This is a genomic window from Ruegeria sp. Alg231-54 (assembly GCF_900143525.1).
Lineage (GTDB): Bacteria > Pseudomonadota > Alphaproteobacteria > Rhodobacterales > Rhodobacteraceae > Ruegeria.
Map to the genome: position 1 here is coordinate 501743 of NZ_FREZ01000001.1, position 25184 is coordinate 526926.

Sequence of the window (25184 nt, forward strand, 5' to 3'; positions counted from 1 at the left end):
AGCACCCTTTTCAACTTTTAACCCAGTTAAGGACCTTAGGCGCGTTTTCAATTTACAACTTTCATAACATTTGTTTTCTTTCGCGGATGACCAAGTCTTTAAACCAACTTACCGAAGCTCTGCGACAGCAGATTGACCAATTGCCTCCCGGATTGCAGATGGCGGCAAAATACATCCTCGACCATCCCGGAGATTTTGGGCTGGACTCAATTCGGGAAACCGCAGCAAAGATCGGCGTGAGTTCGAACGTTCTAGTCCGGTTGGCGGATCGGATGGGATATGACCGCTTCGACGGCCTTCGCGCTCCGTTCCGCGATGCGTTGGTCACAGATGGCGAGGATCATCTGAGCCAAAGCTGGCTTGCCGACATGCAAGACGGTGACGCATTCAGTGCCGCTCAGGCAAAATTTGCCCAGAATGCACAGAACGTCGTCATGCGATCCCTGCGGTTAATGAACCCTGAGCGCGTCAAGCGCGCCGTTGAAATTATGACGTCTGCTGACAGGTGCTTTGTCACGGCCACCCGCGCCAGCTATGCCTTGTCTTACTATTTTTCATATGCCGGACGCATGGCTCACCCTGGTCTGCAACTTATTCCGCGCCACACGGGGTCCGCGGCAGATGATCTGTTGGATGCGAATCCCAACGACTGCCTGATCGCCATCACCGTCCACCCCTATTCCGCTGACACTATCCAATCCATGCGAATGGCGCGACGCATGAACATGCCGCTCATCCTGATTGCCGACAGCGAAGTGATCGCACCCGGGGTCGAGCCGGACGTGGTTTTCCCCGTCAGCACGCGATCTCTGCACCACTTCTCAAACTATGCCGGGGCCATGGTGGTTCTGGAATGCCTTTTGGGTCACCTGTTTCAAGCCGGCGGCGATGTCGCGCGCGATCGCGTGGACAATTACCAAAAGTCCCGAGAAGACACAGGCGCATACTGGCAACCATCCCTGCCGCCCAGAATAAGACGGAAATAAAAAAAGCCCCGGCCATAAGGTCCGGGGCTTTTTTTGACAGTTTTGAGCTTACATGCAGGCTTCAATGGCCCGCTTGGTCATTACACTGACCAGATGCGCGCGGTACGCCTTGCTGCCGTGCAAGTCGGCAATCATGTTCGCGGGATTGATGCTCAGCCCGGTCAATGCATCCTGCCGAAACTCCTTGTTCAGGGCTTCCTCGGCCTCGGACCAGCGGAACACACCATCCTCACTGGCACCTGTTACCGCAACGCGAACACCGTCGGCGAAACGTGCCAGATAGACACCAACCAGCGCAAAGCGCGATGCGGGTTGCAGGAACTTCTGGTAGCTGGCCGCTTGTGGCACCGGGAAATTGACCGTGGTGATGATCTCACCTTCCTCCAGGGCTGTACTAAACAAACCCTCGAAGAAATCATCTGCTGCGATTTGGCGCGTATTGGTGATAATCGTCGCACCTGATCCCAAAGCACCCGCCGGGTAGCAAGCGGCCGGATCATTGTTGGCCAGTGAGCCACCGATTGTTCCCCGATTGCGCACCGCAGGATCGCCGATCTGCCCAGCCAGTGCGGCCAGCGCCGGATAGCTGCCGGCGGCCTCCGACGCCACCGTCGCGTGGATAGTCGCGCCACCAATGGCCACCGATCCGTCATCCTCGATACAGACGCCCTGTATGTCGGGAATCCCACCCAGGGACACCAGCGTAGACGGCGCCGCCAATCGCTGTTTCAACGTTGGGATCAGCGTCTGGCCGCCCCCCAACGCCTGTGCATCCTCGCCACCCAGCGCCGAAACGGCGTCAGCGACAGTCGAGGGCTTTTCAAACTCGAAATTGTACATTTCGCTTTCCTTTCCGAAAGGCGCGGATCCGCCCTTCATCTGGCTAAAAATATCCCGAGGGTCTGGGGGCAGAGCCCCCAGACCACCCGACCAATCAGCTGTTCATCGCCGCCCAGACACGAGACGGGCTCATCGGCATATCGATGTGATCGACCGCCTTGCCGCCCGAGTTCAGCGCATCCAACACCGCATTGACCACCGCCGGCGGCGAGCCAATTGCACCGGCTTCACCGCAGCCCTTCACACCCAATGGGTTATGCGTACAGGGCGTCTGGCTGGAATGATCCACACCATAGAATGGCACGTCATCCGCTCGCGGCATCGCGTAGTCCATGAAGGACGCGCTCAGCAACTGACCCTTCTCGTCATAGGCACAATTCTCAAGCAAAGCCTGACCTATGCCCTGACCAATGCCGCCATGGACCTGACCGTCGACGATCATAGGATTGACGATGTTGCCAAAGTCATCTGCGGCGTTGAAAGCCTCGACGGTCACCTGACCGGTCTCTGGGTCAACCTCGACCTCGCACGCATATGCACCGGCCGGGTAAGTGAAGTTGGCCGGGTCGTAAAACGCGGTCTCCTCCAACCCGGGTTCGACTTCCAACGGGTAGTTGTGTGGTACATAAGCCGTCAGGGTTACATCACCCCAGGCCACCGACTTGTCGGTACCCGCGACGCTAAACTGACCGTCTTTCAGTTCAATATCCGCCTCGGCCGCTTCCAGCAGGTGGGCGGCGATCTTCTTGGCCTTCTCGATCACCTTCTCGGTCGCCTTGACCATGGCCGAACCACAAACGGCCAGCGAACGCGAGCCATAGGTCCCCATGCCAAACGGGATCTTTGAGGTATCGCCATGCACGATCTCGACCATCGACTCGTCGATACCGATCATGTCGGCCACAACCTGCGGGAAGGCTGTCTCATGCCCCTGCCCGTGGCTATGTGCCCCCACCATGACACTGATTGAACCGGTGGCGTTCACCCGAACAGTTGCGGCATCATAAAGACCCGCGCGGGCCCCCAACATGCCGACGATGTTCGAAGGCGCGATACCGCAGGCCTCGATATAGCAGTTGATGCCCAGACCACGCAACTTGCCGTTGGCTTCGCTTTCGGCCCGACGCGCGGCGAAACCCGCCAGATCGGCAGCGACCTCAAGCTTATCCATCGTCCCGTTGTAATCCCCGGTGTCATAGGTCAGTGCGACCGGAGTGTCATAGGGGAACTGCGTGATAAAGTTCTGACGGCGCAGCGCAATCGGATCAACACCCAACTCGCGTGCAGCTTTGTCAACGACACGCTCCAGCTGATAAGTCGCCTCTGGGCGGCCAGCGCCGCGATAGGCGTCCACCGGCACCGTGTTGGTAAACATCGCCTTCACGTTCACCTGAATGACCGGCGTCTTGTAGTTGCCTGCCATCAGAGTGCCGTGCAGCCAGGTCGGAACCGAGCTGGAGAAAGTCGACAGATACGCACCCAGATTGGCATAGGTGTTCGTGCGCAGACCGATAAAGTTGTTATCTGCATCCAGTGCCAATTCGATCTTGCTGACATGGTCGCGACCATGGGCATCCGACATGAACGCCTCGGACCGGCTGGATGTCCACTTGACCGGACGGTTGCAGGCCTTGGCGGCAAAGGTGCAGAACGCTTCTTCCGCATAGTGGAAGATCTTGGTGCCAAAGCCGCCGCCCACATCTGGGGCAACGACGCGTACTTTATGCTCGGGCAGACCCAAAACAAAGGCGCACATCAGCAGGCGGATCACATGCGGGTTCTGCGAAGTGGTAAAGAGCGTGTAGTCGCCCGTGCCAGGCTTGTACTCACCCACCGCCACACGCGGTTCCATCGGGTTGGCGACGAGCCGGTTGTTGACCAGATCCAGCGTCGTGACATGCGCTGCATTGGCAAAGACCTCATCGACCTTAGCGTCGTCAGTCTCACCCAACTGCCAGTCATAGCAGATGTTGTTCTTCAGATCGTCATGGACCAGCGTCGCCCCATCCTGTGCGGCGGTCTTCATGTTCATGACAGCTGGCAGTACTTCGATATCCAGATCGATAGCCTCGGCCGCATCACGGGCCTGTTCCAAACTGTCAGCTACAACGGCCGCAATCGGGTCGCCCACATGGCGCACTTTGCCCTGCGCCAGAATCGGGTGTGGCGGCTCCTGCATCGGCGCGCCGTGCTTGTCGGTCACTTCCCAACCGCAGGGCATCCCGCCCACGCCTTCGAAATCCTTGCCGGTGAAAACCTTGACCACGCCCGGCATAGCTTCGGCGGCTGAGGTGTCGATACTCTTGATGCGGCCATGCGCAATGTCGGACCGCAGGAAATGCACATAAGCCTGGCCATGTACGTTGATGTCGTCGGTATAATTTCCCGCTCCGGTCAGAAAGCGTACGTCTTCGCGTCGCTTGGAACTGGCTCCGATGCCACTGTCTTTGGGCATTGCTTGTTCTCCTCCCATAAACGGATGCGTGTGCACCCTATGTCATCCCACGGGCGTTTATTTGGACGCCCGCAGCGGCATCATTCGGCAGCGATGCTGCTGACGTCCTGACCCGATGCGGCCATGATCGCCTTGACGATGTTGTGGTATCCGGTGCAACGGCACAGGTTGCCTTCCAGATATTTGCGCACTTCGGCCTCAGTCGGGCGCGGGTTCTCTTTCAACAGCGCGGCCGCGCTCATCACCATGCCTGGCGTGCAGAAACCGCATTGCAGGCCATGGTGGTCCTGAAATGCTTGCTGGATCACATTCAGCGAACCATCCGCGTTGGCCTGGCCTTCGATGGTGCCGACATCGGCCCCGTCCGCCTCAAGCGCCAGCATGTTACAGGATTTGACCGCCTCGCCGTTCACATGCACGACGCACGCGCCGCACTGCGCGGTATCGCATCCGACATGAGTGCCAGTCAGCGACAGGTGTTCACGCAGAAAACCGGACAACAACGTCCGGCCCTCGACGTCACCGCTCACGGACTTTCCGTTCACGGTCATTGAGACCTGTGTCATAGATTCCTCCCATTTCGTATTATTCTTCGTCCCGAGTTAAACACGGGAAAATTTGTTTGAGAACAAAAATATTTGGCGCCAATATCCGACGTTCGTCGGGGTCGTCTTTTCTTTCATAGCTGCCTAATAAAAAAAACTATTTTGCGCCTCATCACCGTTTGCGCGCAGATCTCGGTTGCGGTCTTGTTGGGATTTCTTTCAGCAGCCCGCCAACGCCCATCGCCGCAATATCTGCGCCGGTTGTCTCGATCCCGCACGCAACGCGCGACAAGACCCAGTCCGCTCCGTTCAATGCAGGCGAACGGGCACATCCGGGAAGTCCAATCACAGGCTTGGAGTCTAGTGTTCCAAGAAACAGCAGATTACCAGGATCGACAGGCATGCCGAACCTGTCCACTTGACCGCCCGCTGCGCGCACAGCCTGGGGTGCAACATCAAAAGCATCCGAGGTGGCAGAGCCGGTCAGGATCATCACGATGTCGCCCACTGCCGCTGTAATGGCCTGCGACAGCGGTTCGGCCTTGTGTGGCACAATCCGTACATCGCTGAGGTCCATGCCAAGGGCCTCAACCCGGCCGCGAATGGCTGCGATGCCTTTTTCGTTGGGCGGACCGCCCGGAATATCCGTAACGATCAATCCTGCCGATTTGTGTACAGGGGCCGTCAGACGAATCGAAGCTTTGGCCAGATCGGCGGCTTGCACGACGTCCTCTTTTGAGACCGCATAGGAAATCACCTTGATCGTGGCGACCATCCCGCCCGCGCCCATCTGTTGATATTGCGGAACCGTCGCGACCGTTATCATCGGGTTAACGCAGTTGAACGCCTGCAGCGCCCCGACATCCAATTCCACGACCCCCGGGCCGTCGGCCAACAAGTTAACGCGCCCGGTAAACGGCTGCGTTACCCGCAAACCTGCGGCTTGCGGATCAAGCGCGAGCGCCGCGGCCAGCACTTCTGCGGCCTCGTCTTCGTGGTAATCCCCAGGTTCAAGCTGCGCAACCGTGACGTTCCCATACCCTGCAGCAGTTAGCTGAGCGCAATGTTCGGCCGTCAACAGCAGTCCCTTGCGCAGTTTGGCGTCCTGAACCTGAACGGAATGCGCAAGGATCGCGCCAGTGGCCTCAGAAACGGGAACCGGGCCGAACTTCACGCCTTGCCCCGCAGCACGGCCGTCATTTGCGCAAGGATGGCTACCGCAATCTCGGACGGATCCGCCGCGCCGATGTCCAATCCAATAGGTCCGTGGATCTGAGCAATCTGGTCGTCCGCAAAGCCCGCTTCTTTCATGCGCGCGACCCGCTTGGCATGAGTGCGCGTCGAGCCTAACGCTCCAATATAAAGCACGCCCGCCTTCAATGCAGATTCCAAAGCCGGATCGTCCAGTTTCGGATCGTGGGTCAAAAGGACTACAGCCGTTCGCGAATCCATACCCAGCTTGGCCACGGCCTCATCCGGCCAATCGGTCAGGATGGTTTCGCCCGGAAAACGGGCACCGGAAGCAAAGGCGTCGCGCGGGTCGATGATGGCCGGATCATATCCGGCGATCCGGGCCATTGGAACCAGCGCCTGTGCAATGTGAACTGCGCCCACAATTATCAGGCGTAGTGGAGGGTTATGGACCGCAACAAATGTATGCCCATCCTCTTCGAACCCGGAACGGTCCATCCGCATTCGAACCGGATAGGCGTTGCGGCGCAAAGCCCGGTGACCGGTTTCGATGTTTACCTCATATGCAATGGGTTCACGCCGCGCCCGCGCATCGACGAGATCACGAAGCATCGGTTCTGGCATTACCGAACCAATCGGTTCCACCAGCACGCGGATCGTTCCGCCACAGGCCAGGCCCACAGCAAAAGCGTCCTCATCGCTGACCCCAAATTCCAACAGACGCGCATCACCTTCGTCCATCGCCTCATGCGCTTCGACGATGACCGCGCCTTCGACACAACCGCCGGATACCGACCCTTCGATCCGCCCGTCTGCGGCGATCACCAACTGTGCGCCGACGCGGCGCGGCGCGCTGCCCCAGGTTTCAACCACTGTGGCCAGAGCGGTTGGGTGACCCTCTGTATGCCACTTCAGGGCCGTCTCTGGGCTGTTGTCGAATCTGTCCATTGCACCCTCCCGGCGTGTTCTGAACCAACATAGGCAGGTTTGGCGCAATGAAAAGTAAGCCTTAAGGCGAATACCGGATGTTCGGCTTGTCTGTTAAACTCAGAATTGCATCGGCGTATACAAGCCCAGATTACCAGGTAGCCCACAAATCATTGATTGCACCCAGTCCAGATTCTAGCCTACATGCGTAGCTGCTGCATTCCAGTATGCGCATATTAATTTTTGACAATGGAGACAGAGAGTTGAAACGCATTTTTACACTCGGAATGGCACTTGGCCTGTTCACTGCAAGCGTTGCATCCGCAGACACGTTCCTGCGTTATGGCGAGGTTGAAGGTTGGAAAGTATTTATTGACGAGGACAAGAAATCCTGCCTGATCGAAGCTGTTGATGACGCTGAAAACGTCGTTCAGATGGGCCTGACCGAAGATCGTGGTGTTGGCTATGTTGGCGTGTTCACCAAAGCCAAGACCGATATCAAGCGCGGCGAGAAAGAAGCCGTGGCGGTCCTGCTGGGCGACAATATCTATGTCGGCGAAGCGACCGGAATGAAGGGTAACATCACCAAAGGTTATTCGGGTGGTTACGTCCTGTCCGACGACCCTCAGTTCGCGGACGACCTGGCCAAGCAGAAAGTCATGGTTGTGTTCCCGGAAAAGGAATTCGCCTTTACCGTTGACTTGACTGGCACTTACAAGGCCATGGAAATGGCGCGCAAGTGTAATGAAGAACAGCTGAGCTGATACTCAGTCGGAAAGCGCGATCATCAACCGCGCTTTCTCACCCACGTCATCGGGTTTTGAGATGACGGCAGCCAGATCTTCCAGCGACGCAATCGAATGGCCGGCACGGAAACTGTCCACATGGGGCAGCATGGCCGCGACGCCCTGCGCTTTGGGCGCGAACCCATCCCATCGCAGCAATGGATTCAACCAGATCAGTCGGCGCGCGGACAGTTGCAGACGCTCCATCTCTTTACCCAACGCCTCGGGGTCTCCGCGATCCAGCCCGTCCGAGATCAATAGAACCACAGCACCCTGCCCCATGACCCGCCGCGACCAATCGCGGTTGAACGCGTGCAGACACTCGCCAATCCGCGTTCCCCCTTCCCAATCCTGAGCCTCAGCCCCGGCGGCGGCCAGTGCGGCATCTACGTCGCGCTGCTGAAGATGACGGGTGATATTCGTCAGACGCGTCCCAAAGGTGAATGCGTGAACCTTGGCCCAGCCTGCCCCTTTGGCGTTCGACACCGCATGCAGGAAATGCAGGACGATCCGGCTGTACTGGCTCATCGACCCCGAGATATCGCAAAGCACGACAAGATTGGGCCATCGAGGTTTCGGCTTGAGCTTAGCAATATCGCGCAACTCTCCACCCTGACGCATCGCCGCGCGCAATGTCCGCGCCCGGTCGATGCGATGCCCCAGATGGCTAGCCTGACCACGTCTGGATTCTATTGGCTTCACCGGCAGACCAAGCCGCGACAGCATGCGCTTGGCTTGCGCGATCTCGGCGGTGCTCATCTGCTCAAAGTCCAGACTGCGCAGACGTTCCTCGGAGGACGCCGTTTGCGAGGCGTCGATCTCTAACTCGGTTTCTTCTTCCTGCTCAGCCACCTCGGGCAGATCAGGTTCAACCCCGTCCAACAACGCCTCGGCCGCGCGCTTTTCGGCCGCGTCAGCCTTGCGTTCTTCCTGTACGCCGCGAATGGCCGGCAGCATCATGGACATCATGTGCTCAAGATATCGGGGGTCACGCCAATAGAGGCGAAAGACCTGCGCAAATACAGTGCGGTGCTCCGGGCGGTTCACGAAACAGGCGTGCAATGTCCAGTAGAAATCCTGTTTTTCCGTGAACCCCGCCGCCTGCACCGCGCGAATGGCATCCACCACTCGACCCGTCCCAATCGGTAACCCGGCCTTACGCAACGCCCGCGCAAAATGAGTGATGTTTTGCGCCAGCTTGGGGTTGTCCGGAATGTCGATCGGAAGCTGTTCAGCCATCAGGCTGGTTCCAGCGACGCTTTGGCTTGATCCAGAATTCGTTTCGCCTCGGACCCCTGCAATTTCTGGATGTCGTCCTGGTATTTCAAGATCGCACCCAGAGTATCTCCGATGACTTCGGGGCTAAGGTTGATGACGTCCAGCGCAAGCAGGCATTTGGCCCAATCTATCGTCTCAGCCACACCCGGTTTCTTGAACAGGTCTTCGGTGCGTAGATGCTGAACAAAGGCCACGACCTCACGACTAAGCGCTTCGGCAGCTTCCGGCGCGCGCGCGTGCAGGATTTCGATCTCGCGGTCGAAATCGGGGTAGTCGACCCAATGATAGAGGCAGCGTCGTTTTAGTGCATCATGCACCTCACGTGTGCGGTTCGAGGTGACGATAACGATGGGCGCTTCCGGTGCTTTGACCGTGCCCAGTTCAGGAATTGTGACCTGAAAATCGCTAAGCGCTTCAAGCAGAAAGGCCTCGAAGGGTTCATCCGTACGGTCAAGCTCGTCGATCAGCAGAACCGGCGCGCCGTTTTCATCCGGACGCATCGCCTGCAGCAGCGGGCGTTCAATCAGGTACTCGTCCGAGAATAGCTCGGTCTGCAATGAACCCCGATCCGCCCCGCCCGAGGCTTCGGCCGTGCGGATCGCCACCATCTGCGCCGGAAAATTCCATTCATAAACAGCAGAAGAGGCATCCAGACCTTCGTAACATTGCAACCTGATCAGGCGCCGGTTCAGACCGGCGGCAAGGGCCTTGGCGATCTCGGTCTTGCCTACCCCGGCCTCACCTTCCAGAAACAGTGGTCGGCCCAGTTTCAGGGACAGGAACACCACCGTCGCCAGCGCACGCCCGCAGACATAGCCCTGTGAACCCAACATGGATTGAACGGCGTCGATGGAATCTGGCTGTGTCATGTTTCGATCTCTCCCTTGCCACAACAGTTCATGGGCGCTCGCGCGCGTCAAGGCCGTGTTCTTTCCGGGACTTACGACGATCGGACTGATTGACAAGGTCTGGGACCGTATTGAAGGTCTTTCACCGCCGGGTCCGCTGTGCTAGCGGAAGGCCATGACCGATACCCTCACGATCCGCCGCCCCGACGACTGGCATCTGCACCTGCGCGATGGCGCGATGTTGCAGGCCGTCCTGCCCGAAACCGCGCGTCATTTTGCCCGCGCGATCATTATGCCGAACCTTGTGCCGCCCGTCGTGCGCGGCGATCAGGCCGCCGCCTATCGCGACCGCATATTGGCCGCGCTACCCGAAGGTATGACGTTCGACCCGTTGATGACCCTATACCTGACCGAAGATACCGACCCCGATGATATGGCAGCAGCCCATGCCAGCGGTTTGGTCAAAGCGGTCAAACTGTACCCGGCCGGCGCGACGACCAACTCTGCCTCGGGCGTGCAGGATTTCGACAAAGTGCGTCCGGTGCTGGAAAAGATGGCCGAGATTGGCCTGCCCATGTGTGTGCATGGTGAGGTCACCGACGCCGAGATCGACATCTTCGACCGCGAAGCTGTGTTCATCGACCGTGTTCTGGATCCGATCCGCAAGGCCACACCCGGCCTGCGCGTGGTTATGGAGCATATAACGACCGCGAACGGTGTCGATTATGTCAAATCCAATGATAAGGATCTGGGTGCAACGATCACGGCACACCACCTGATTATCAACCGCAACCATATCCTCGTTGGTGGAATCAAGCCGCATTACTATTGCCTGCCTGTCGCCAAGCGCGAAGAACATCGACTGGCTCTGCTGGCGGCTGCAACTTCGGGCGATGCGCGGTATTTCCTGGGTACTGACAGCGCACCCCACACCGACGCCAACAAGGAAATGGCCTGCGGGTGTGCGGGATGTTTCACGGCGACCAACACAATGTCACTTGTGGCCGAGATGTTTGACCGCGAGGGCGCTTTGGACAAGCTGGAAGGCTTTGTTTCGCTGAACGGCCCGGCCTTCTATCGCCTTCCGGTGAACGAGGAGACGATCACCCTGACCAAAGGCGAACCGGTAGAATACCCGGAAAAGATCGACTGCGACGAAGGTCCGGTCACAGTGTTTGAACCGGGTTTCCCGCTACACTGGCGCGTGACTTAACCCGCTAGCAACGCAGACAAATCGCGGGCGCGGCCTCCGGTGCGCAGCATCGACCAGATCGCGTCCGCGTCATCTGTTCCGATCAGCTTGTTGGCCTTGCCGCGCACGCGATCCTCACGGTCCGACAGCGTCATCGGGGCCAACAGGTCATGAGTGGCCTCGCGCCTTGCCCCATCCCGACGCAACAAGGTCAGCTGCGCCTGCGTTTCTGACAAACTGCCATCCGCTTCGACAGAGACGCGGTCCCGCAAGGATACTAGCCGCGGGTCTGCGCATATCTTGTCCGAATAGCTGCCCGGCAGGGCCGTATCATAGCCAAGCGCCTGCATCGCAATCACCGTCCGATATGAGAACTTGGCACCGAGGCCAGTTGTCGGGGAAGTCTGGTTGCAGACGCTCATCCACCTTGGATGCGTCTTGATCTTGATCTCGGCGACTTCCGGTTCGGCAATATCAAGGTCGCGTGCAGCCTCAAGCGCGGCGTGCAATCCGTGGCAACAGGCATGAAACTTGTGACTGACGCTTTCAAAAAGCCATTCCGCACCCAGGCCATCCAATGAGGCTGCAATGTCAGACTGTCCTTTATGTGTCGCGCCAAATCCATAGGACCCTTCCAGCGCGTCTGAATTGGGATCGAATCCCGATGCTACCAACAAAGCTGCCTCAACCCCGGCAGAGGCCGCAAGACCCGCGTTATAAGGTTTTCCCATCGTTCCGAATTGCGCCTTTAGACCGGCAGCCCGAGTCGCTGTCAGGCCCAGAACTTTTCGCATCTGTTCGACGTCGAACCCCAGTATGCGCCCTGCAGCGACAGCTGCACCAAACGCGCCAGACGTTGCTGTCTGGTGAAAGCCCGCCTGATAGTGATCACGCCCCAGCCAGAGACCGATCCGAATGGACGTCTCCATCCCAACCAGTGCGGCCTCAAGGAAATCGACCAGAATACGGTCGTCCCATTCGCTTATGGCCAGCGCCGCCGGAAGGACGGCAACCGATGGATGCCCGATATGGGCGAAATGCGTGTCGTCATAATCCAGGGCATGCGACACGGTACCATTTACCAATGCAGCACCACGCAGGGGTGCCCCACCTCCACCAAAAAGGCGCGCTTGTTCCGCACCCCCTTCGCCAAGCACGAGGTCGCGCACTGTCCGGGAAACAGGCTCATCAACTCCGGCACGCCCGACAGCAATCCAGTCCAAAACAGAAAGAGACGTAACGACCCGCGTCTGCAAAGTCGTCGTGATAGGCCCCGCCGCGAAGGCTGCCAGTGATGTGGTAAAATCGGTCATGGGCGCAGTCTAGCGACCGCCAACCCGGGGTAAAGACCTAGCTGTACAAGTCCTTTGCGCGGGTCTCAAAGGCCTGAACGATCCGATGCATAGCCTCGTTGAAGACCACGCCGATGATCCCTTGCAGGATGGCGTTCTTGAATTCGAAATCCACGTGGAAAGTGATGTTGCATCCGCCATCATCGGCGTCAGCGAATTGCCAGTTGGATTTCATGTATTTGAATGGGCCGTCCAGATATTCAGTGTCGATTCTTTTCTGATCGGCAAACAATGTTACTCGGCTGCCAAACCGCTCGCGGAACACTTTGAACGAGATCACCAGATCCGCTTCCATGACCTGCGCCTCACCCGCCGCATAGGTTCGACGAATGCGGGCGGCTGCGCACCACGGCAGAAACTCGGGGTACTTTGCCACGTCCGCGACCAACTCGTACATCTGCTGCGCAGTGTAAGGTAGGTGACGTGTTTCCGAATGAGTAGGCATGGCGTCCGGTTTTTCAGGTGACAATGGCGCGTCATGTCGTATGTTGCGCGCCAAAGATCAAGGGGGCAGCGATGAGCGACCGCGCATATGTGATAGATACGATGATCTCGGCCAAGGCAATTGCAGCCCGAATCGAGGAATTATGCCGCGAAATCACGGCAGAATTCGGAGATACCGACAAGCTGATCGTGGTCGGCCTGCTGCGCGGCAGTTTCGTCTTCATCGCGGACCTGGTGCGCGAACTGGACCTGCCGATTGAGGTCGATTTCCTCGAAGTATCCTCGTATGGAGACGCGATGGAAAGCAGCCGGGAAGTACGTATTCTCAAAGACTTACGCGGTGCGATTGAAGGGCGCGATGTTTTAGCCGTCGAAGATATCGTCGACACCGGCCACACGCTGAACCACGTCACAAAACTGTTGCGCAGTCGTAAGCCAAGCCGACTTAAGTCCATTGCCTTGCTGGACAAACCCAGCCGGCGTGAGGTCGATTTCCGTTCCGATTGGATCGGCTTTGAAATTCCGGACGAATTTGTTGTGGGTTACGGGATCGACTACGCGCAGCGCAATCGCAACTTGCCATTCATCGGCAAAGTTCGATTTGTCGAAGACTGAACCGGGCAACATCTGATCAGGCTTGGGCGTCGCCTAAAACCTGCCGGATAGCCGACAGGAAAACCCCGGTTCCAACAGGTATCAACGCGTCCGGGAAATCATAGTCGGGGTTATGCAATTGCGGGTGACCCTGCCCCGCGCCCAGCCAGAACATCGCCGCCTTCGCGCCTTTGCCGAATTGCCCGAAATCTTCTGAGAACTTTTGCGGCGTCTTTGTTGAATGGCACTGTATTCCACGCTCGGCGCAGGCCGTTGCGATGATGCTCACCGCGTCACTGTGATTGATGCAGGCCTCGAAGACATCGTCATAGGTGATCTCAACCCCCAGACTGTCGGCGGATGCGGCGCGGCGCGCCAGCGCTTCGGCCTCAGTCATCAGCGTTTGCATCCGGGTGTCTGAAACGGTGCGCAAGGTCACCCAGATCTCGGCCTTTCCCGGAGCGACGCCGAAAGTCGGCTCTCCCAAACGGACATGCGTCACAGTTGTCAGCGCAAAATCGGAATCCAACGCGCCGCCCGCGCCCAAACCTGCCAGTTGCAACATCAATTCAGACATTGCCCGAGCAGGTGAAACCCCATCCTGAGGCGCAGCCGCATGGGACGTCTTGCCGGTCAGGATGATTTTCATCCCGCGCGAGGCGCAATTGGCCGAACCCTGACACAACTCAACTGCACCAAGTTCCAATCCCGGCAGGTTGTGCAGAGAGAACACATAGTCCGGCGCGATTTGCCCGAATTGGGGGTCCGCGCGAAAGGCGATGGCGCCCTGCCCGGTTTCTTCAGCCGGTTGAAAGATCAAAACCACCCGACCCTTTTGGGGTCGTTGACGCGCCAGGTCCTCCGCAACGCCAAGCACCATCGCCATGTGCCCATCATGGCCACACAGATGCCCTTTGCCCGGAACCTTCGACACATATTGGTGCGTGCCAAGTTCTTGAATCGGCAGCCCGTCCAACTCGCACCGGATGCCAACGGTTGGCCCAACCTGCCCACTGTCAAAAACCGCAGCAACGCCGTGCCCCCCCAATCCGGTAAGCACATGGTCCGCACCGAAGCCCTTCAAAAGCTCTGTCATGCGAGCAGCAGTATCGCGCTCCTGCCCGGAAAGTTCGGGATATTGATGCAGGTCGTGGCGCAGGCGTGTCAGCCGCGCGTGCGCTTCGGGTGTCACCCCTGTTCCAGCTTTTTCTGGCGAGCCTCACGCAACCGGGCAAAGTCATCCCCCGCGTGATAGGACGACCGGGTCAGAGGTGTCGCGGACACCATCAGGAACCCTTTGCCATAAGCCGCCTTTTCGTAGGATGCGAATTCTTCCGGCGTCACGAACCGATCCACACCATGGTGTTTGGGCGTGGGCTGCAGATACTGGCCGATGGTCAGAAAGTCGATATCGGCGGCGCGCATGTCATCCATGACCTGCCGGACTTCTTGCTCATTCTCACCCAAGCCGACCATGATTCCTGATTTAGTAAAGATTGACGCGTCCAGCTCTTTGACGCGCTGCAACAGCCGCAAAGAGTGGAAATAACGCGCACCGGGACGCACTTCGAGGTACAGGCCGGGTACGGTTTCCAGATTGTGGTTGAACACGTCCGGCTTGGCCTCGACGACAGTCTCAAGAACGGAAGAGTCACATTTCAGGAAATCGGGTGTCAGGATTTCAATGGTCGTCTTCGGAGACCGGTGCCGCACCGCACGTATCGTCTGCGCGAAATGATCGGCCCCGCCATCCTTCAGATCGTCGCGGTCTACGGATGTGATCACGACGTGGTTCAGCCCCAGCTTTTCGACCGCATGCGCAACGCGTCCTGGTTCAAACGCATCCAACGAGTCCGGACGACCCGTTGCAATGTTACAGAAGGTACAGCCGCGCGTGCAGATCTCGCCCATGATCATCATGGTGGCGTGGCCCTGGCTCCAGCATTCGCCGACATTCGGGCATCCGGCCTCTTCACAGACAGTGACCAGGTTATTCTCGCGCATGATCTTGTGCGTCTCGGCATAACCCTTACCGCCGGGTGCCTTGACGCGTATCCACTTGGGCTTTTTTGGCTGCGCATTGTCTGGACGATGCGCTTTTTCGGGATGACGTTGTTCTGGGATCTTCAGATCACGCACGGCTGGCTTTCCTGACTTTGGGTCAATTTGCTTTGCCCTAACATAATACGCCCGCGCAGACTATGCCACCCGGGTATACCCGCCATGCACGATAGGTTTGCACTCGCAGAATACGGCCCCGCACTTCAAACACTCAAGGCAGATTTAATTTCGTTTACCGCCACTTAAAGTTATATCGCAATTGCAGCATTTCTAACGTTGAAGGCGGTTTAGAACTGTTTTAAGTCTCCATTAATTCTAATGTGAATCACAGGAGCCCGTAGATGAAAACCGGCGCAAAACTGCCTTCCGTTACCTTCCACACCCGCGCCCGCGACGAAGCGATCGAAGGATCCAACCCGTTCCGTTGGGAAGACAAAACAACCGCGGATTACTTCGCAGGCAAGCGCGTCATCCTGTTTTCCCTGCCCGGTGCGTTCACACCCACATGCTCGACCTACCAACTGCCCGGTTTCGAAAACGGGTATGCCGATTTCACTGCCAAGGGCATCGATGAAATCTACTGCATGTCCGTGAATGACAGCTTTGTCATGAACAAATGGGCACAGGATCAGGGCCTGAAAAACGTCAAAGTCATCCCTGACGGTTCGGGCGAATTTACCCGCAAAATGGGCATGCTGGTCGACAAGGAAAACCTGGGCTTTGGCATGCGTTCGTGGCGCTACGCTGCCATCGTAACCGATGGTGTAGTCGAAGCTTGGTTCGAAGAGCCCGGCCTGATGGATAACTGCCCCGAAGACCCCTATGGCGTTTCGTCCCCGGAAACCCTGATGAAGCACCTGGAAGAAGCCAAAGAACCGGCACTGGCATAAGAATTGTCAGGCTGACGTATCAAAGGCTCGCCTTTGGCGGGCCTTTTTTAATGACGGGTCGCGGTTACGATATCTTCGCCAACACGCTGGATGACTTCCGCCAGACTGTCGAACCAGTCTTCATGTCCTGTCGAAAGGCGCCGGACCAAACCCACCGTCCGCGCAGGCTGCGGTGCCCCGAACCGCATGAGCTTGAGCCCCGGAACAGCTTCGGTTTCCGAGCGCGCCGCGAGTTCAGGCATGAGTGTCAGGCCAAACCCTTCGGCAACCAGTCGCGACAGAGTCGCCAGTGAGGACGCCCCCATATTGATCAAACCGCTGCTTCTGTCCTGACCACAGACCTCAAGCGCCTGATCCGTCAGGCAATGTCCGTCATCCAGCAACATCAACTGCGCGGTCTGCAGATCCACCGGGCGCAAGGCATCCGGGTCTGAGTGTACTGTCCCAAGCCGCCCCGCGCTTCCGGCAAGCAGAAAGCGATCCTCGAAAAGCGGCAATTCGAACAATTCGCTGCCACCGGCCGGCAAGGCCATCACACCAGCATCGATTTCCCCGGCCCGCAGCATAGCCAGCAAGCGCTCGGTCCGTGCCTCGCGGATCTGCACCCGCAAGGAGACGTCGGCTGTGCGCAGCCCGGCAAGCACACCAGGCAAAAGATAAGGCGCAATCGTCGGGATGATTCCAATCGCCAAAGACCGATGCCCAACGGAATGATCCTTTGCGAACTGGTCCAGCCTGTCTGCCGCGCCTAGCACCTGACGGGCGTAGTCCAGCACGTCGCGCCCCAACGGCGTCAGCAGTATGTCGCGGGCCTGACGTTCGAACAGCGGCCCGCCCAAGGTCTCTTCTAACGCTTTGATTTGAACCGACAGCGCGGGTTGTGAGACATGGCAGACCTGCGCCGCACGACCAAAATTGCGCTGATCCGCCACCGCATTGAAATACTGAAGCTGTCTGAGGGTAAAATTCATAGGCAATTCCTATCACTACCCCCTGAAACCTCAACTGTGAATTATGGAACTTCCACCCAATCAGGCGAGTTTTCTCTGCCTAATCTTCGTAATGGCGCTTGAGGCGTTGCAGGGCGATGCGTAGAACGATTTTTCCCGACCGCGCCGACCAACCCATACGTTTTTCGGCCAGCTCCAACCCCTCAAGATAGCAACAGCAGCGCAGCACCACGTCGCTCAGCCCCGGCCCGAGGTCAGATAGGGCGCGCTCGACCCGGTCACGCGCGTCCGAGGAACCTTGCCCCGCAAATGTGTCAGTACGGAAACTTCCCCGTCCCGCTGCGGTCAGAAAATGATCCCAATTTTGAGCGACCTGAGGACCAATCTGCGCCAGCTCAAAGTCTTCACGTAGACGCTCGCCGGCGCCGACGAGGGTTTCGTCTAGGAAGGGTTAACCGTCCCGGTCCCGCCTGCGCGCCAGAGCGATCAGAGGGCTTTCGGCCGCACTGTATCGCATACGTTTGGCGCGGCGTGGTGATCCATCCCGGCTTTGCCCCATCTGCGTTTGAAATGGCGTTTGCGCTTCGGACATTCCGAACTCGTTTCTGGCGCGCGCCTTGTTTTCGGCGTCGGCAACCAACTGGCTTAACGCCGAGCGCCCGGATGTCGAGATGAGATAGCGAGAGATACGTCCGGGATTGTCGCATGAAATCCAGTCCTTCAGCGCCAACGCCTGCGCAATCTTGCATTCCACGACTGCGGTTCTGGTGGCGCCGCTGTCACCCGTGTCGCAAACGACCACCGCCTTGCCCATCTCTTCCGCCACGGCAAGGACCGCACCGGACTCACAAAGGCGTCGCAGTATTCGAAGGGCTTCGCGGTTGAACTCCTTATCCTTGGCCGTGTCCTCTGACTGTGCGCCCAATGGTTCGTTTGCGGACCCAGCCTGACCTTCGGTTTCCGAAAAATGGACCTCTGCCAGGGACTGCAAGGCAGCATCCACCAAAGGATCGTCGCGGCGCATTTCAATACGGCGGATCTGTCTGAGTATGGTTGACGCATGGCACCCCACAGAACGCGCGATATCGCGGATCGATTGACCGGTTTCGGTATGCGCCAGGTATCTCTGCGCCCCTTCAGGCACCCAAGCCGGAATGGTGAAAGCCATGTTTTCTTGCATAGTCACTTGCCCTCGTCGACAAAACAATCGGTTCTCAATCGCCCCCGGTGAATGTGTTAACCAATCCTAACTAGAGCCGCTTTCGTTACTCGTTCGTTAACCGGGAGAGACAACTACCAGATTTGATTCAAAATCATAAACACTCATGAAGTCAGAGTTCGGAGAGAACCCACACAAGGCAACACTCACTTAGGTTGTGTGCCAAATGGCTATCTTCTGTTCAACCAAGGGATCACCGAATTGCAGGACCTGATGACCATGATTACAACGCTCCGCCGCCCACGCCTGTTGGCACGGGCCGCTAAAATTGGGGCGCAGGAGTATGATCGGGACCGGCATCTTCAGCGTGTTCTGGGATACGGATCACTGCCCGGCACTGGGTCTGCGCTGGTTCGTCTGCTGGAATTGGAACGAGAGGTTAACGCCCAAAGGCTGGCCGAAGACGCCGCCTATTCGCTGGTCCGCCATCTGGACCTGCTGATCGCACTGTTGGGCGAGGCGCAACTGTTCAAAGCCAGTCGCGCCGCGCAATATCAATGATCAGGTGAAGGCATCCGGCATGGATGCTTTCTTTTCCGCCACGTATGCGTTCAATGCTTCGTTGACGGCGGGGTCGAGTTGCGGTTGCTGGTAATTGGCCAGCAGATACTCGACCCGCGACGTGGCCAATTGGCGCGTGTCGCGCCCGCCTTCGTCTTCCCAGGTCTCAAAGGGTTTGTAATCCAGGACCTCGGACTTCCAGAACGCTTCTTTGAAATTCTCCTGCGTATGGGCGCAGCCCAGGTAGTGACCGCCAGGGCCAACCTCGCGGATCGCATCCATCGCCTGCGCGTTTTCATCATAGGCCACGCCCTTGGCCAGACCGTGCAAAACGCCCAACTGGTCGGCATCCATGACGAACTTTTCGAAGTCTGCAACAAGACCGCCTTCAAGCCAGCCGCAGGAATGCAGCATAAAGTTCACGCCAGCCATCAGCCCCATGTTCAGCGAGTTTGCGGTCTCATAAGCCGCCTGTGCATCAGGCAGTTTCGAGCCGCAGAACGACCCGGCCGAGCGGAACGGCAGGTTCAGACGTCGCGCCAGCTGGCCCGCACCGTAGGTAACCATCGAAGCCTCGGGCGTACCAAATGTCGGCGCGCCAGAGTTCATATCGATCGATGACACAAAGGCACCGAAAATCGCAGGCGCACCCGGACGGATGATCTGGCTATAAGCGACACCAGCCAGAACTTCGGCCAGAACCTGCGTTAGTGTCCCTGCAATCGAAACCGGCGCCATCGCACCACCCACGATAAAGGGCGAGATGATGCAGGCCTGATTGTTCTTCGCATAAACTTCCAGCGCGCCCATCATCACGTCGTCTAAGGTCATCGGCGAGTTGATGTTGGTCAGCGAGGTCATCACCGTGTTTTCCTGAACGAACTCTTTGCCGAACAGAATCTCACACATCTCAACCGAATCCTGCGCACGGCTGGGATCGGTGACCGAGCCCATGAACGGCTTGTCCGACAAGGTCATGTGCGCCATCAGCATGTCAAGGTGACGCTTGTTCACCGGAATATCTGTCGGCTCGCACACGGTCCCGCCCGAATGGTGCAACCACTTGGACATATACGCCAGTTTCACGAACTTGTTGAAATCTTCCATGTTTGCATAGCGACGGCCACCTTGCGCGTCCCGCACAAAGGGCGGGCCGTACACCGGGGCCAGAACCAGATTGCGGCCACCGATGACAACCGATTTCTCGGGGTTTCGGGCATGCTGCGTGAATTCGCTGGGCGCGGTTTTGATCAGCTGACGCGCCAAACCGCGCGGAATGCGGACGCGTTCACCATCGACATCGGCGCCAACATCTTTCCAGCGCTGCAACGCGGCTGGGTTGTCGACAAAGTTCACGCCGACTTCGGCCAGAATGGTTTCCGCATTGGTTTCGATGATTTCCAACGCTTCTTCGTTGAGAACCTCGAAGTTCGGAATATTCCGTTCGATGTATTTCGCCGTTTCGATGCGAACCGCGGTACGTTCGGCCCGGCGGGCGGCGCCACCGCCACCTCTTGCCCGACGCCGGGTGTTTGCCTCTGCCATGAGAAGATCCCGTCTATTGATTGATTTGATCAGTTTGTTACAGCAAGCATTTGGGGCAAAGCATCTAATTTACGGCGCTATAGGGGGAAAAGCGACATCCGCAGGAACCAAAACCGTCAGGCACTTGCTCTGATCAGGAAAGTTCCTTCTCCATCAGGATCGTCTTTCCGCTTACCTCTTTCTCGTGCCACCCCATGTATAGGTACATGGAGACTGTCGCTTGCATCAATTTATGCGTTCGCAACCTGAGCTTAGCGGTGCCCGTTCCCTTGGCTTCTTGTTCAGCTATTTCGATCAACTGCCTCGCCAACCCTGCCCCTTGTGCCTTAGGCGAGACGGCGAGGTTAAAGATCATCATCGCAGAATCAACCCGGTCAAAAACAATAAACCCGATGATGTCTTCATCCTTCGTGGCAACCCAGGCCTGATGCGCGGCGATGTCGTCGCCAACGCCGTCCGTGACATCGGGCAGATCAGGAATATCGCGCAATGCCTCCGCATAGGCCGCCGCAATGCAGGTTGTGACGGCTTCGGTATCAGCAGCTCTTGCGCGGCGTAGTATGATCTCGGGCATCTCGCGCTCTTTCTGTACTATCCTGAGGCACAATTGCACAAATGACGTCATAGCGCTTGCACATGCAAGGCTTGCGACCTAATAGCCAACCATGACCCAAGACACCCATGACCGCCTTCTGATCATCGACTTCGGCAGCCAGGTTACGCAGCTTATTGCGCGCCGCCTGCGCGAGCTGAATGTCTATTGCGAAATCCACCCCTATCAAAAAGTCACGATGGACTTTGTGCGGGAAATGGCCCCGAAGGCCGTGATATTCTCGGGCGGTCCTGACAGCGTTACACGTGAGGGTTCGCCCCGTGTACCGCAAGAGATCTTTGATTACGGCGTTCCAATCCTTGGTATCTGCTACGGCCAACAGGTGATGATGCACCAGCTGGGCGGCAAAGTTGAAAGCGGACACGGCACGGCCGAGTTCGGCCGCGCGTTTGTGACCCCCAACCAAAAGCTGGATATTCTGGACGGCTGGTTCACTGATGGCGATGAACAAGTCTGGATGAGCCACGGCGATCACGTCAGCGAAATCGCGCCCGGCTTCACCGTTTACGGCACCTCCCCCAACGCACCTTTCGCGATCACCGCGGACAGCGACCGTCACTTTTATGCGGTTCAGTTCCACCCCGAAGTGCACCACACCCCCATGGGTGCAAAACTGTATGAAAATTTCGTCAAACTTGCCGGGTTCAAGGGCGATTGGACCATGGGTGCCTATCGCGAACAAATGATCGAAAAGATCCGCGAGCAGGTCGGCGACAAAAAGGTCATCTGCGGTCTGTCCGGTGGTGTCGACAGCTCGGTCGCGGCGATCCTGATCCACGAGGCAATCGGCGATCAGCTGACCTGTGTATTCGTGGACCATGGCTTGCTGCGCAAGAACGAGGCCGAAGAAGTCGTCGGCATGTTCCGCGATAATTACAACATCCAGCTGATCCACGCGAACGAAAGCGATCTGTTCCTTGGTGAACTCGAAGGTCAAAGCGACCCCGAAACCAAACGCAAGATCATTGGCAAGCTGTTCATCGACGTGTTCCAGAAACACGCTGACACCATCGATGGTGCAGAGTTTCTGGCGCAAGGCACGCTGTATCCAGACGTTATTGAATCGGTGTCATTCTCGGGCGGCCCCTCGGTCACGATCAAATCGCACCACAACGTTGGTGGCCTGCCCGAAAAGATGGGCCTGAAACTGGTCGAGCCGCTGCGCGAGCTGTTCAAGGACGAAGTCCGCGCGCTGGGTCGCGAGTTGGGCCTGCCCCAGAGCTTCATCGGTCGCCATCCCTTCCCCGGTCCCGGTCTGGCGATTCGCTGCCCCGGTGAGATCACCCGTGAAAAGCTGGACATCCTGCGCGAAGCGGATGCGGTCTATATCGACCAGATTCGCAAGCACGGCCTTTACGATGACATCTGGCAAGCATTTGTGGCCATCCTGCCCGTGCGCACGGTGGGCGTCATGGGCGACGGTCGCACCTACGACTACGCTTGTGCCCTGCGCGCGGTGACATCGGTGGATGGCATGACCGCAGACTACTACCCGTTCAGCCATGAGTTTTTGGGCGAAACGGCCACACGGATCATCAACGAGGTCAAAGGCATCAACAGATGCACCTATGACATCACATCAAAACCACCCGGAACCATCGAGTGGGAATAATGCGAAAGCCGGGCTCTGTCCCGGCTTTTTTGTTTTTCACGCCGTGAAAAAATCGATAGCAATCAATTTGGTATAACCAAAATCTACAGGCCCCCGGATGGAAACGGCCAGACCACAGATCGGCAAGGCAGCGCTCTGGATGACCGGGGCGATTGCCTCATTCTCGTCCATGGCAATCGCGGGCCGCGAACTGAGCGTGACCCACGACACGTTCGAGATCATGTTCTACCGCAGCCTCGTCGGCATCTGCGTGGTCGCCCTGATCCTGACTCTGACTCGAAAGTGGCACCAGGTTTCGACCGAACGGATCGGCTTGCACGGCATCCGGAACGTATTGCATTTCACCGGGCAAAACCTCTGGTTTTATGCGGTCAGCGTCATTCCGTTGGCACAGGTGTTTGCGCTGGAGTTTACGCAGCCCATATGGGTCATACTGCTGTCTCCACTTCTATTGAAAGAGCGCCTGACGACCGTGCGCATGTTATCGGCGCTGATCGGATTTGCCGGAATTCTACTGGTCGCCCGGCCGGGCACCGTGCCTCTCAGTGCAGGTGTGATGACCGCTGCTATGTCCGCTGTTTTCTTTGCCTTAACAACGATATCGACAAAGTCCCTCACTCGTTTTGCCAGCATCGGGTGCATCATGTTCTGGCTGACAGTAATGCAAGCCGTGCTGGGGCTGATCGCATCGGGTATCGACGGACAAATCACCCTGCCCTCGGCAAGCACAGCTCCGTTTTTGTTGCTGGTGGGACTGGCCGGGCTGCTGGCGCATTACTGCATCACAAATGCGCTGGCGATTGCCCCGGCAACCGTTGTGGTGCCGTTTGACTTTGCACGCCTGCCCACAATCGCGGTCATAGGTATGGTTCTGTATCACGAATCGCTGGATCACTGGACCCTATTAGGCGCTGCGGTAATTTTCGTAGGTATTTTCCTGAACGTTCACGCCGAGAATCGTAACAGTTTGGCAACACCTCTACGCGACACTCAACACAAGTAACGCACGGTCACCAGTTGACGATAAGGTAAAGCTCAAGAAAACATCGAGCACCACAATGCAGGTCAGTCCGCACCACATATCAACAGGCGCTGACCTTCAGGAGACCTAGAGGGAGGAACTAATGAAAAAAGCGCTTCTACAGGCGTGTGCGGTATGCGTTGGCGCAACCGGTGCTTACGCAGGCGGTCTTGATCGCAGCGGCCAGGGCGTCAACATTCTGTTTGAGGAAGGTTCTGTTGTTCAGTTCCGTTTGGGTTACGCAAACCCCGACGTGAGCGGTGAGCAGAACGGTGTTGATTCCGGAAACATCGCCAAAAGCTTCTGGACACCACACCTAGCGTACAAGCATTCGTTTACCGATCAGTTGGACTTTGCTCTCATCTATGACGAACCGTACGGTGCCGATGTCGAGTACCCGTCGAACTATCCTTTGTCGCAGAACCCCTTGGCCGCTTTTGGTGGTCGCACCGACGTTTTGCGCGCTAAAGCGGATGTTGATGCGATTACTGCCCTGGTGCGTTACAAGTTCGATGGCGGCTTCAGCGCAATCGGCGGTATTCGCGCACAGCGAGCCAAGGCAACGGTTGCTGTCCCGGTTGTTGCTGGCTACGAATTTGAATCCGGCTCTGAGGTTGACTTCGGTTACGTCGTAGGCGTCGCATGGGAACGTCCCGACATCGCCGCACGTGTAGCATTGACCTACAACTCGAAAATCACACACGATTTCGACTCGACGGAGTCCATCAACCGGAGACCACCGCCCGTCCCCGCACCGCTTGTGACCGCACAGACCGAAACCGAAGTTGTGACGCCTCAATCGGTAAATCTGGACTTCCAGACTGGTGTGGCACCAAAAACACTGCTGTTCGGCTCGATCCGCTGGGTTGACTGGCCGCAGACAGTTCTGGCACCGCCGGTTTATACTGCCGCTGCACAACAGAACCTGGTTGATTACGCGGACGACACCTTCACCTACACACTGGGTCTTGGCTACAAGTTCACCGAAGAGTTTTCTGGCGCGATCTCTGCGGGCTATGAAACGTCCTCGGGTTCCACTGTTTCGAACCTCGGCCCCACCGACGGTTTCTGGAGCCTTGGCGTAGGTGGTACATACACTTTCGAGCAGGCGCAGATTTCTGGCGGCATCCGCTATACCGATATCGGCGATGCGACCACCACCACAGGTGGCGAATTCTCGGGCAACTCGGCTTGGAGCGTCGGTCTGCAGCTCACTTACACGCTGAACTGATCCCGCCTACCGAACCAACTACAAAAAACCCCGCCACATTCGGCGGGGTTTTTTTTGCGCAAGTTTCGGGTCGAACGTCGCCGTGGAGAATGCAAGAACGGGCT

General features: G+C 57.6%; 23 protein-coding genes and 1 pseudogene. 9 read left to right on the plus strand and 15 right to left on the minus strand.

Annotated elements, in window-relative coordinates; translation table 11 throughout:
* The first annotated feature begins 86 nt into the window (after positions 1–86).
* On the plus strand, positions 87–986 hold the full coding sequence (locus tag DHN12_RS02570; RefSeq protein WP_108858743.1) for a MurR/RpiR family transcriptional regulator: 900 nt from the start codon (positions 87–89) through the stop codon (positions 984–986).
* Positions 987–1034: 48 nt separating this feature from the next.
* Here DHN12_RS02570 and DHN12_RS02575 read toward each other — a convergent pair whose 3' ends face one another.
* The 5 genes from DHN12_RS02575 to DHN12_RS02595 all read right to left on the minus strand — a co-directional run bounded on the left by DHN12_RS02575 (position 1035) and on the right by DHN12_RS02595 (position 6965).
* Positions 1035–1826, minus strand: coding sequence for a xanthine dehydrogenase family protein subunit M (locus DHN12_RS02575; protein ID WP_108858744.1), 792 nt, complete (start codon positions 1824–1826; stop codon positions 1035–1037).
* A gap of 94 nt (positions 1827–1920) precedes the next feature.
* On the minus strand, positions 1921–4281 hold the full coding sequence (locus tag DHN12_RS02580; RefSeq protein ID WP_108858745.1) for a xanthine dehydrogenase family protein molybdopterin-binding subunit: 2361 nt from the start codon (positions 4279–4281) through the stop codon (positions 1921–1923).
* Positions 4282–4361: 80 nt separating this feature from the next.
* The gene (locus tag DHN12_RS02585; RefSeq protein ID WP_108858746.1) at positions 4362–4847 is read right to left on the minus strand and encodes a (2Fe-2S)-binding protein; all 486 of its coding nucleotides are present in this window, start codon (positions 4845–4847) and stop codon (positions 4362–4364) included.
* Between the two features lie 151 nt (positions 4848–4998).
* Positions 4999–6000, minus strand: coding sequence for a molybdopterin-binding protein (locus DHN12_RS02590; protein ID WP_108858747.1), 1002 nt, complete (start codon positions 5998–6000; stop codon positions 4999–5001).
* Positions 5997–6965, minus strand: coding sequence for an XdhC family protein (locus DHN12_RS02595; RefSeq protein WP_108858748.1), 969 nt, complete (start codon positions 6963–6965; stop codon positions 5997–5999). Before DHN12_RS02595 ends, DHN12_RS02590 begins: the two co-directional genes overlap by 4 nt.
* Before the next feature lie 242 nt (positions 6966–7207).
* On the opposite strand from DHN12_RS02595, the gene DHN12_RS02600 reads away from it, so the two are divergent.
* Positions 7208–7708, plus strand: coding sequence for a hypothetical protein (locus DHN12_RS02600; RefSeq protein WP_082637106.1), 501 nt, complete (start codon positions 7208–7210; stop codon positions 7706–7708).
* Positions 7709–7711: 3 nt separating this feature from the next.
* Here the strand turns inward: DHN12_RS02600 and DHN12_RS02605 are convergent, their stop codons facing one another.
* Together DHN12_RS02605 and DHN12_RS02610 are read right to left on the minus strand one after the other, a co-directional pair.
* Complete coding sequence (locus tag DHN12_RS02605) at positions 7712–8968, minus strand: VWA domain-containing protein (protein WP_108858749.1); 1257 nt, start codon at positions 8966–8968, stop codon at positions 7712–7714.
* The gene (locus DHN12_RS02610; protein WP_108858750.1) at positions 8968–9876 is read right to left on the minus strand and encodes a MoxR family ATPase; all 909 of its coding nucleotides are present in this window, start codon (positions 9874–9876) and stop codon (positions 8968–8970) included. Before DHN12_RS02610 ends, DHN12_RS02605 begins: the two co-directional genes overlap by 1 nt.
* A 154-nt stretch (positions 9877–10030) precedes the next feature.
* On the opposite strand from DHN12_RS02610, the gene pyrC reads away from it, so the two are divergent.
* Complete coding sequence (gene pyrC / locus DHN12_RS02615; RefSeq protein WP_108858751.1) at positions 10031–11068, plus strand: dihydroorotase; 1038 nt, start codon at positions 10031–10033, stop codon at positions 11066–11068.
* Here the strand turns inward: pyrC and DHN12_RS02620 are convergent.
* Together DHN12_RS02620 and DHN12_RS02625 are read right to left on the minus strand one after the other, a co-directional pair.
* Positions 11065–12360 (minus strand): MmgE/PrpD family protein, encoded by a 1296-nt coding sequence (locus DHN12_RS02620; protein WP_108858752.1) that lies wholly within the window; start codon positions 12358–12360, stop codon positions 11065–11067. The genes pyrC and DHN12_RS02620 overlap by 4 nt on opposite strands.
* Positions 12361–12397: 37 nt before the next feature.
* Positions 12398–12844, minus strand: a complete 447-nt coding sequence (locus DHN12_RS02625) for a type II toxin-antitoxin system RatA family toxin (RefSeq protein WP_108858753.1) — start codon at positions 12842–12844, stop codon at positions 12398–12400.
* 71 nt (positions 12845–12915) lie between these two features.
* On the opposite strand from DHN12_RS02625, the gene hpt reads away from it, so the two are divergent.
* On the plus strand, positions 12916–13458 hold the full coding sequence (gene hpt / locus DHN12_RS02630) for a hypoxanthine phosphoribosyltransferase (protein WP_058271886.1): 543 nt from the start codon (positions 12916–12918) through the stop codon (positions 13456–13458).
* 16 nt (positions 13459–13474) lie between these two features.
* Here the strand turns inward: hpt and DHN12_RS02635 are convergent, their stop codons facing one another.
* Both DHN12_RS02635 and lipA read right to left on the minus strand, forming a co-directional pair.
* Positions 13475–14629, minus strand: coding sequence for an amidohydrolase (locus DHN12_RS02635; protein ID WP_108858754.1), 1155 nt, complete (start codon positions 14627–14629; stop codon positions 13475–13477).
* Positions 14626–15576, minus strand: coding sequence for a lipoyl synthase (lipA, locus tag DHN12_RS02640; protein WP_108858755.1), 951 nt, complete (start codon positions 15574–15576; stop codon positions 14626–14628). Before lipA ends, DHN12_RS02635 begins: the two co-directional genes overlap by 4 nt.
* A gap of 263 nt (positions 15577–15839) precedes the next feature.
* On the opposite strand from lipA, the gene DHN12_RS02645 reads away from it, so the two are divergent.
* Positions 15840–16388, plus strand: coding sequence for a peroxiredoxin (locus DHN12_RS02645; RefSeq protein WP_108858756.1), 549 nt, complete (start codon positions 15840–15842; stop codon positions 16386–16388).
* Positions 16389–16435: 47 nt separating this feature from the next.
* Here DHN12_RS02645 and DHN12_RS02650 read toward each other — a convergent pair whose 3' ends face one another.
* On the minus strand, positions 16436–17359 hold the full coding sequence (locus DHN12_RS02650) for a hydrogen peroxide-inducible genes activator (protein WP_108858757.1): 924 nt from the start codon (positions 17357–17359) through the stop codon (positions 16436–16438).
* A gap of 79 nt (positions 17360–17438) precedes the next feature.
* Positions 17439–18518: pseudogene (locus tag DHN12_RS02655) on the minus strand (DUF6456 domain-containing protein).
* Positions 18519–18770: 252 nt separating this feature from the next.
* Between DHN12_RS02655 and DHN12_RS02660 the strand changes: the two are divergent.
* Entirely contained in the window at positions 18771–19058 is a 288-nt protein-coding gene (locus tag DHN12_RS02660) for a DUF6477 family protein (RefSeq protein ID WP_255415448.1), read from the plus strand.
* Here DHN12_RS02660 and DHN12_RS02665 read toward each other — a convergent pair whose 3' ends face one another.
* Positions 19059–20603 (minus strand): trimethylamine methyltransferase family protein, encoded by a 1545-nt coding sequence (locus DHN12_RS02665; protein ID WP_108858758.1) that lies wholly within the window; start codon positions 20601–20603, stop codon positions 19059–19061.
* Between the two features lie 133 nt (positions 20604–20736).
* Entirely contained in the window at positions 20737–21177 is a 441-nt protein-coding gene (locus DHN12_RS02670) for a GNAT family N-acetyltransferase (RefSeq protein ID WP_108859086.1), read from the minus strand.
* A gap of 91 nt (positions 21178–21268) precedes the next feature.
* On the opposite strand from DHN12_RS02670, the gene guaA reads away from it, so the two are divergent.
* The 3 genes from guaA to DHN12_RS02685 all read left to right on the plus strand — a co-directional run bounded on the left by guaA (position 21269) and on the right by DHN12_RS02685 (position 25080).
* Positions 21269–22828, plus strand: a complete 1560-nt coding sequence (guaA, locus tag DHN12_RS02675; RefSeq protein WP_108858759.1) for a glutamine-hydrolyzing GMP synthase — start codon at positions 21269–21271, stop codon at positions 22826–22828.
* A 97-nt stretch (positions 22829–22925) separates the two neighbouring features.
* Positions 22926–23831, plus strand: coding sequence for a DMT family transporter (locus DHN12_RS02680; protein ID WP_108858760.1), 906 nt, complete (start codon positions 22926–22928; stop codon positions 23829–23831).
* A 121-nt stretch (positions 23832–23952) separates the two neighbouring features.
* Complete coding sequence (locus tag DHN12_RS02685; protein WP_108858761.1) at positions 23953–25080, plus strand: OmpP1/FadL family transporter; 1128 nt, start codon at positions 23953–23955, stop codon at positions 25078–25080.
* Positions 25081–25184: the final 104 nt, after the last annotated feature.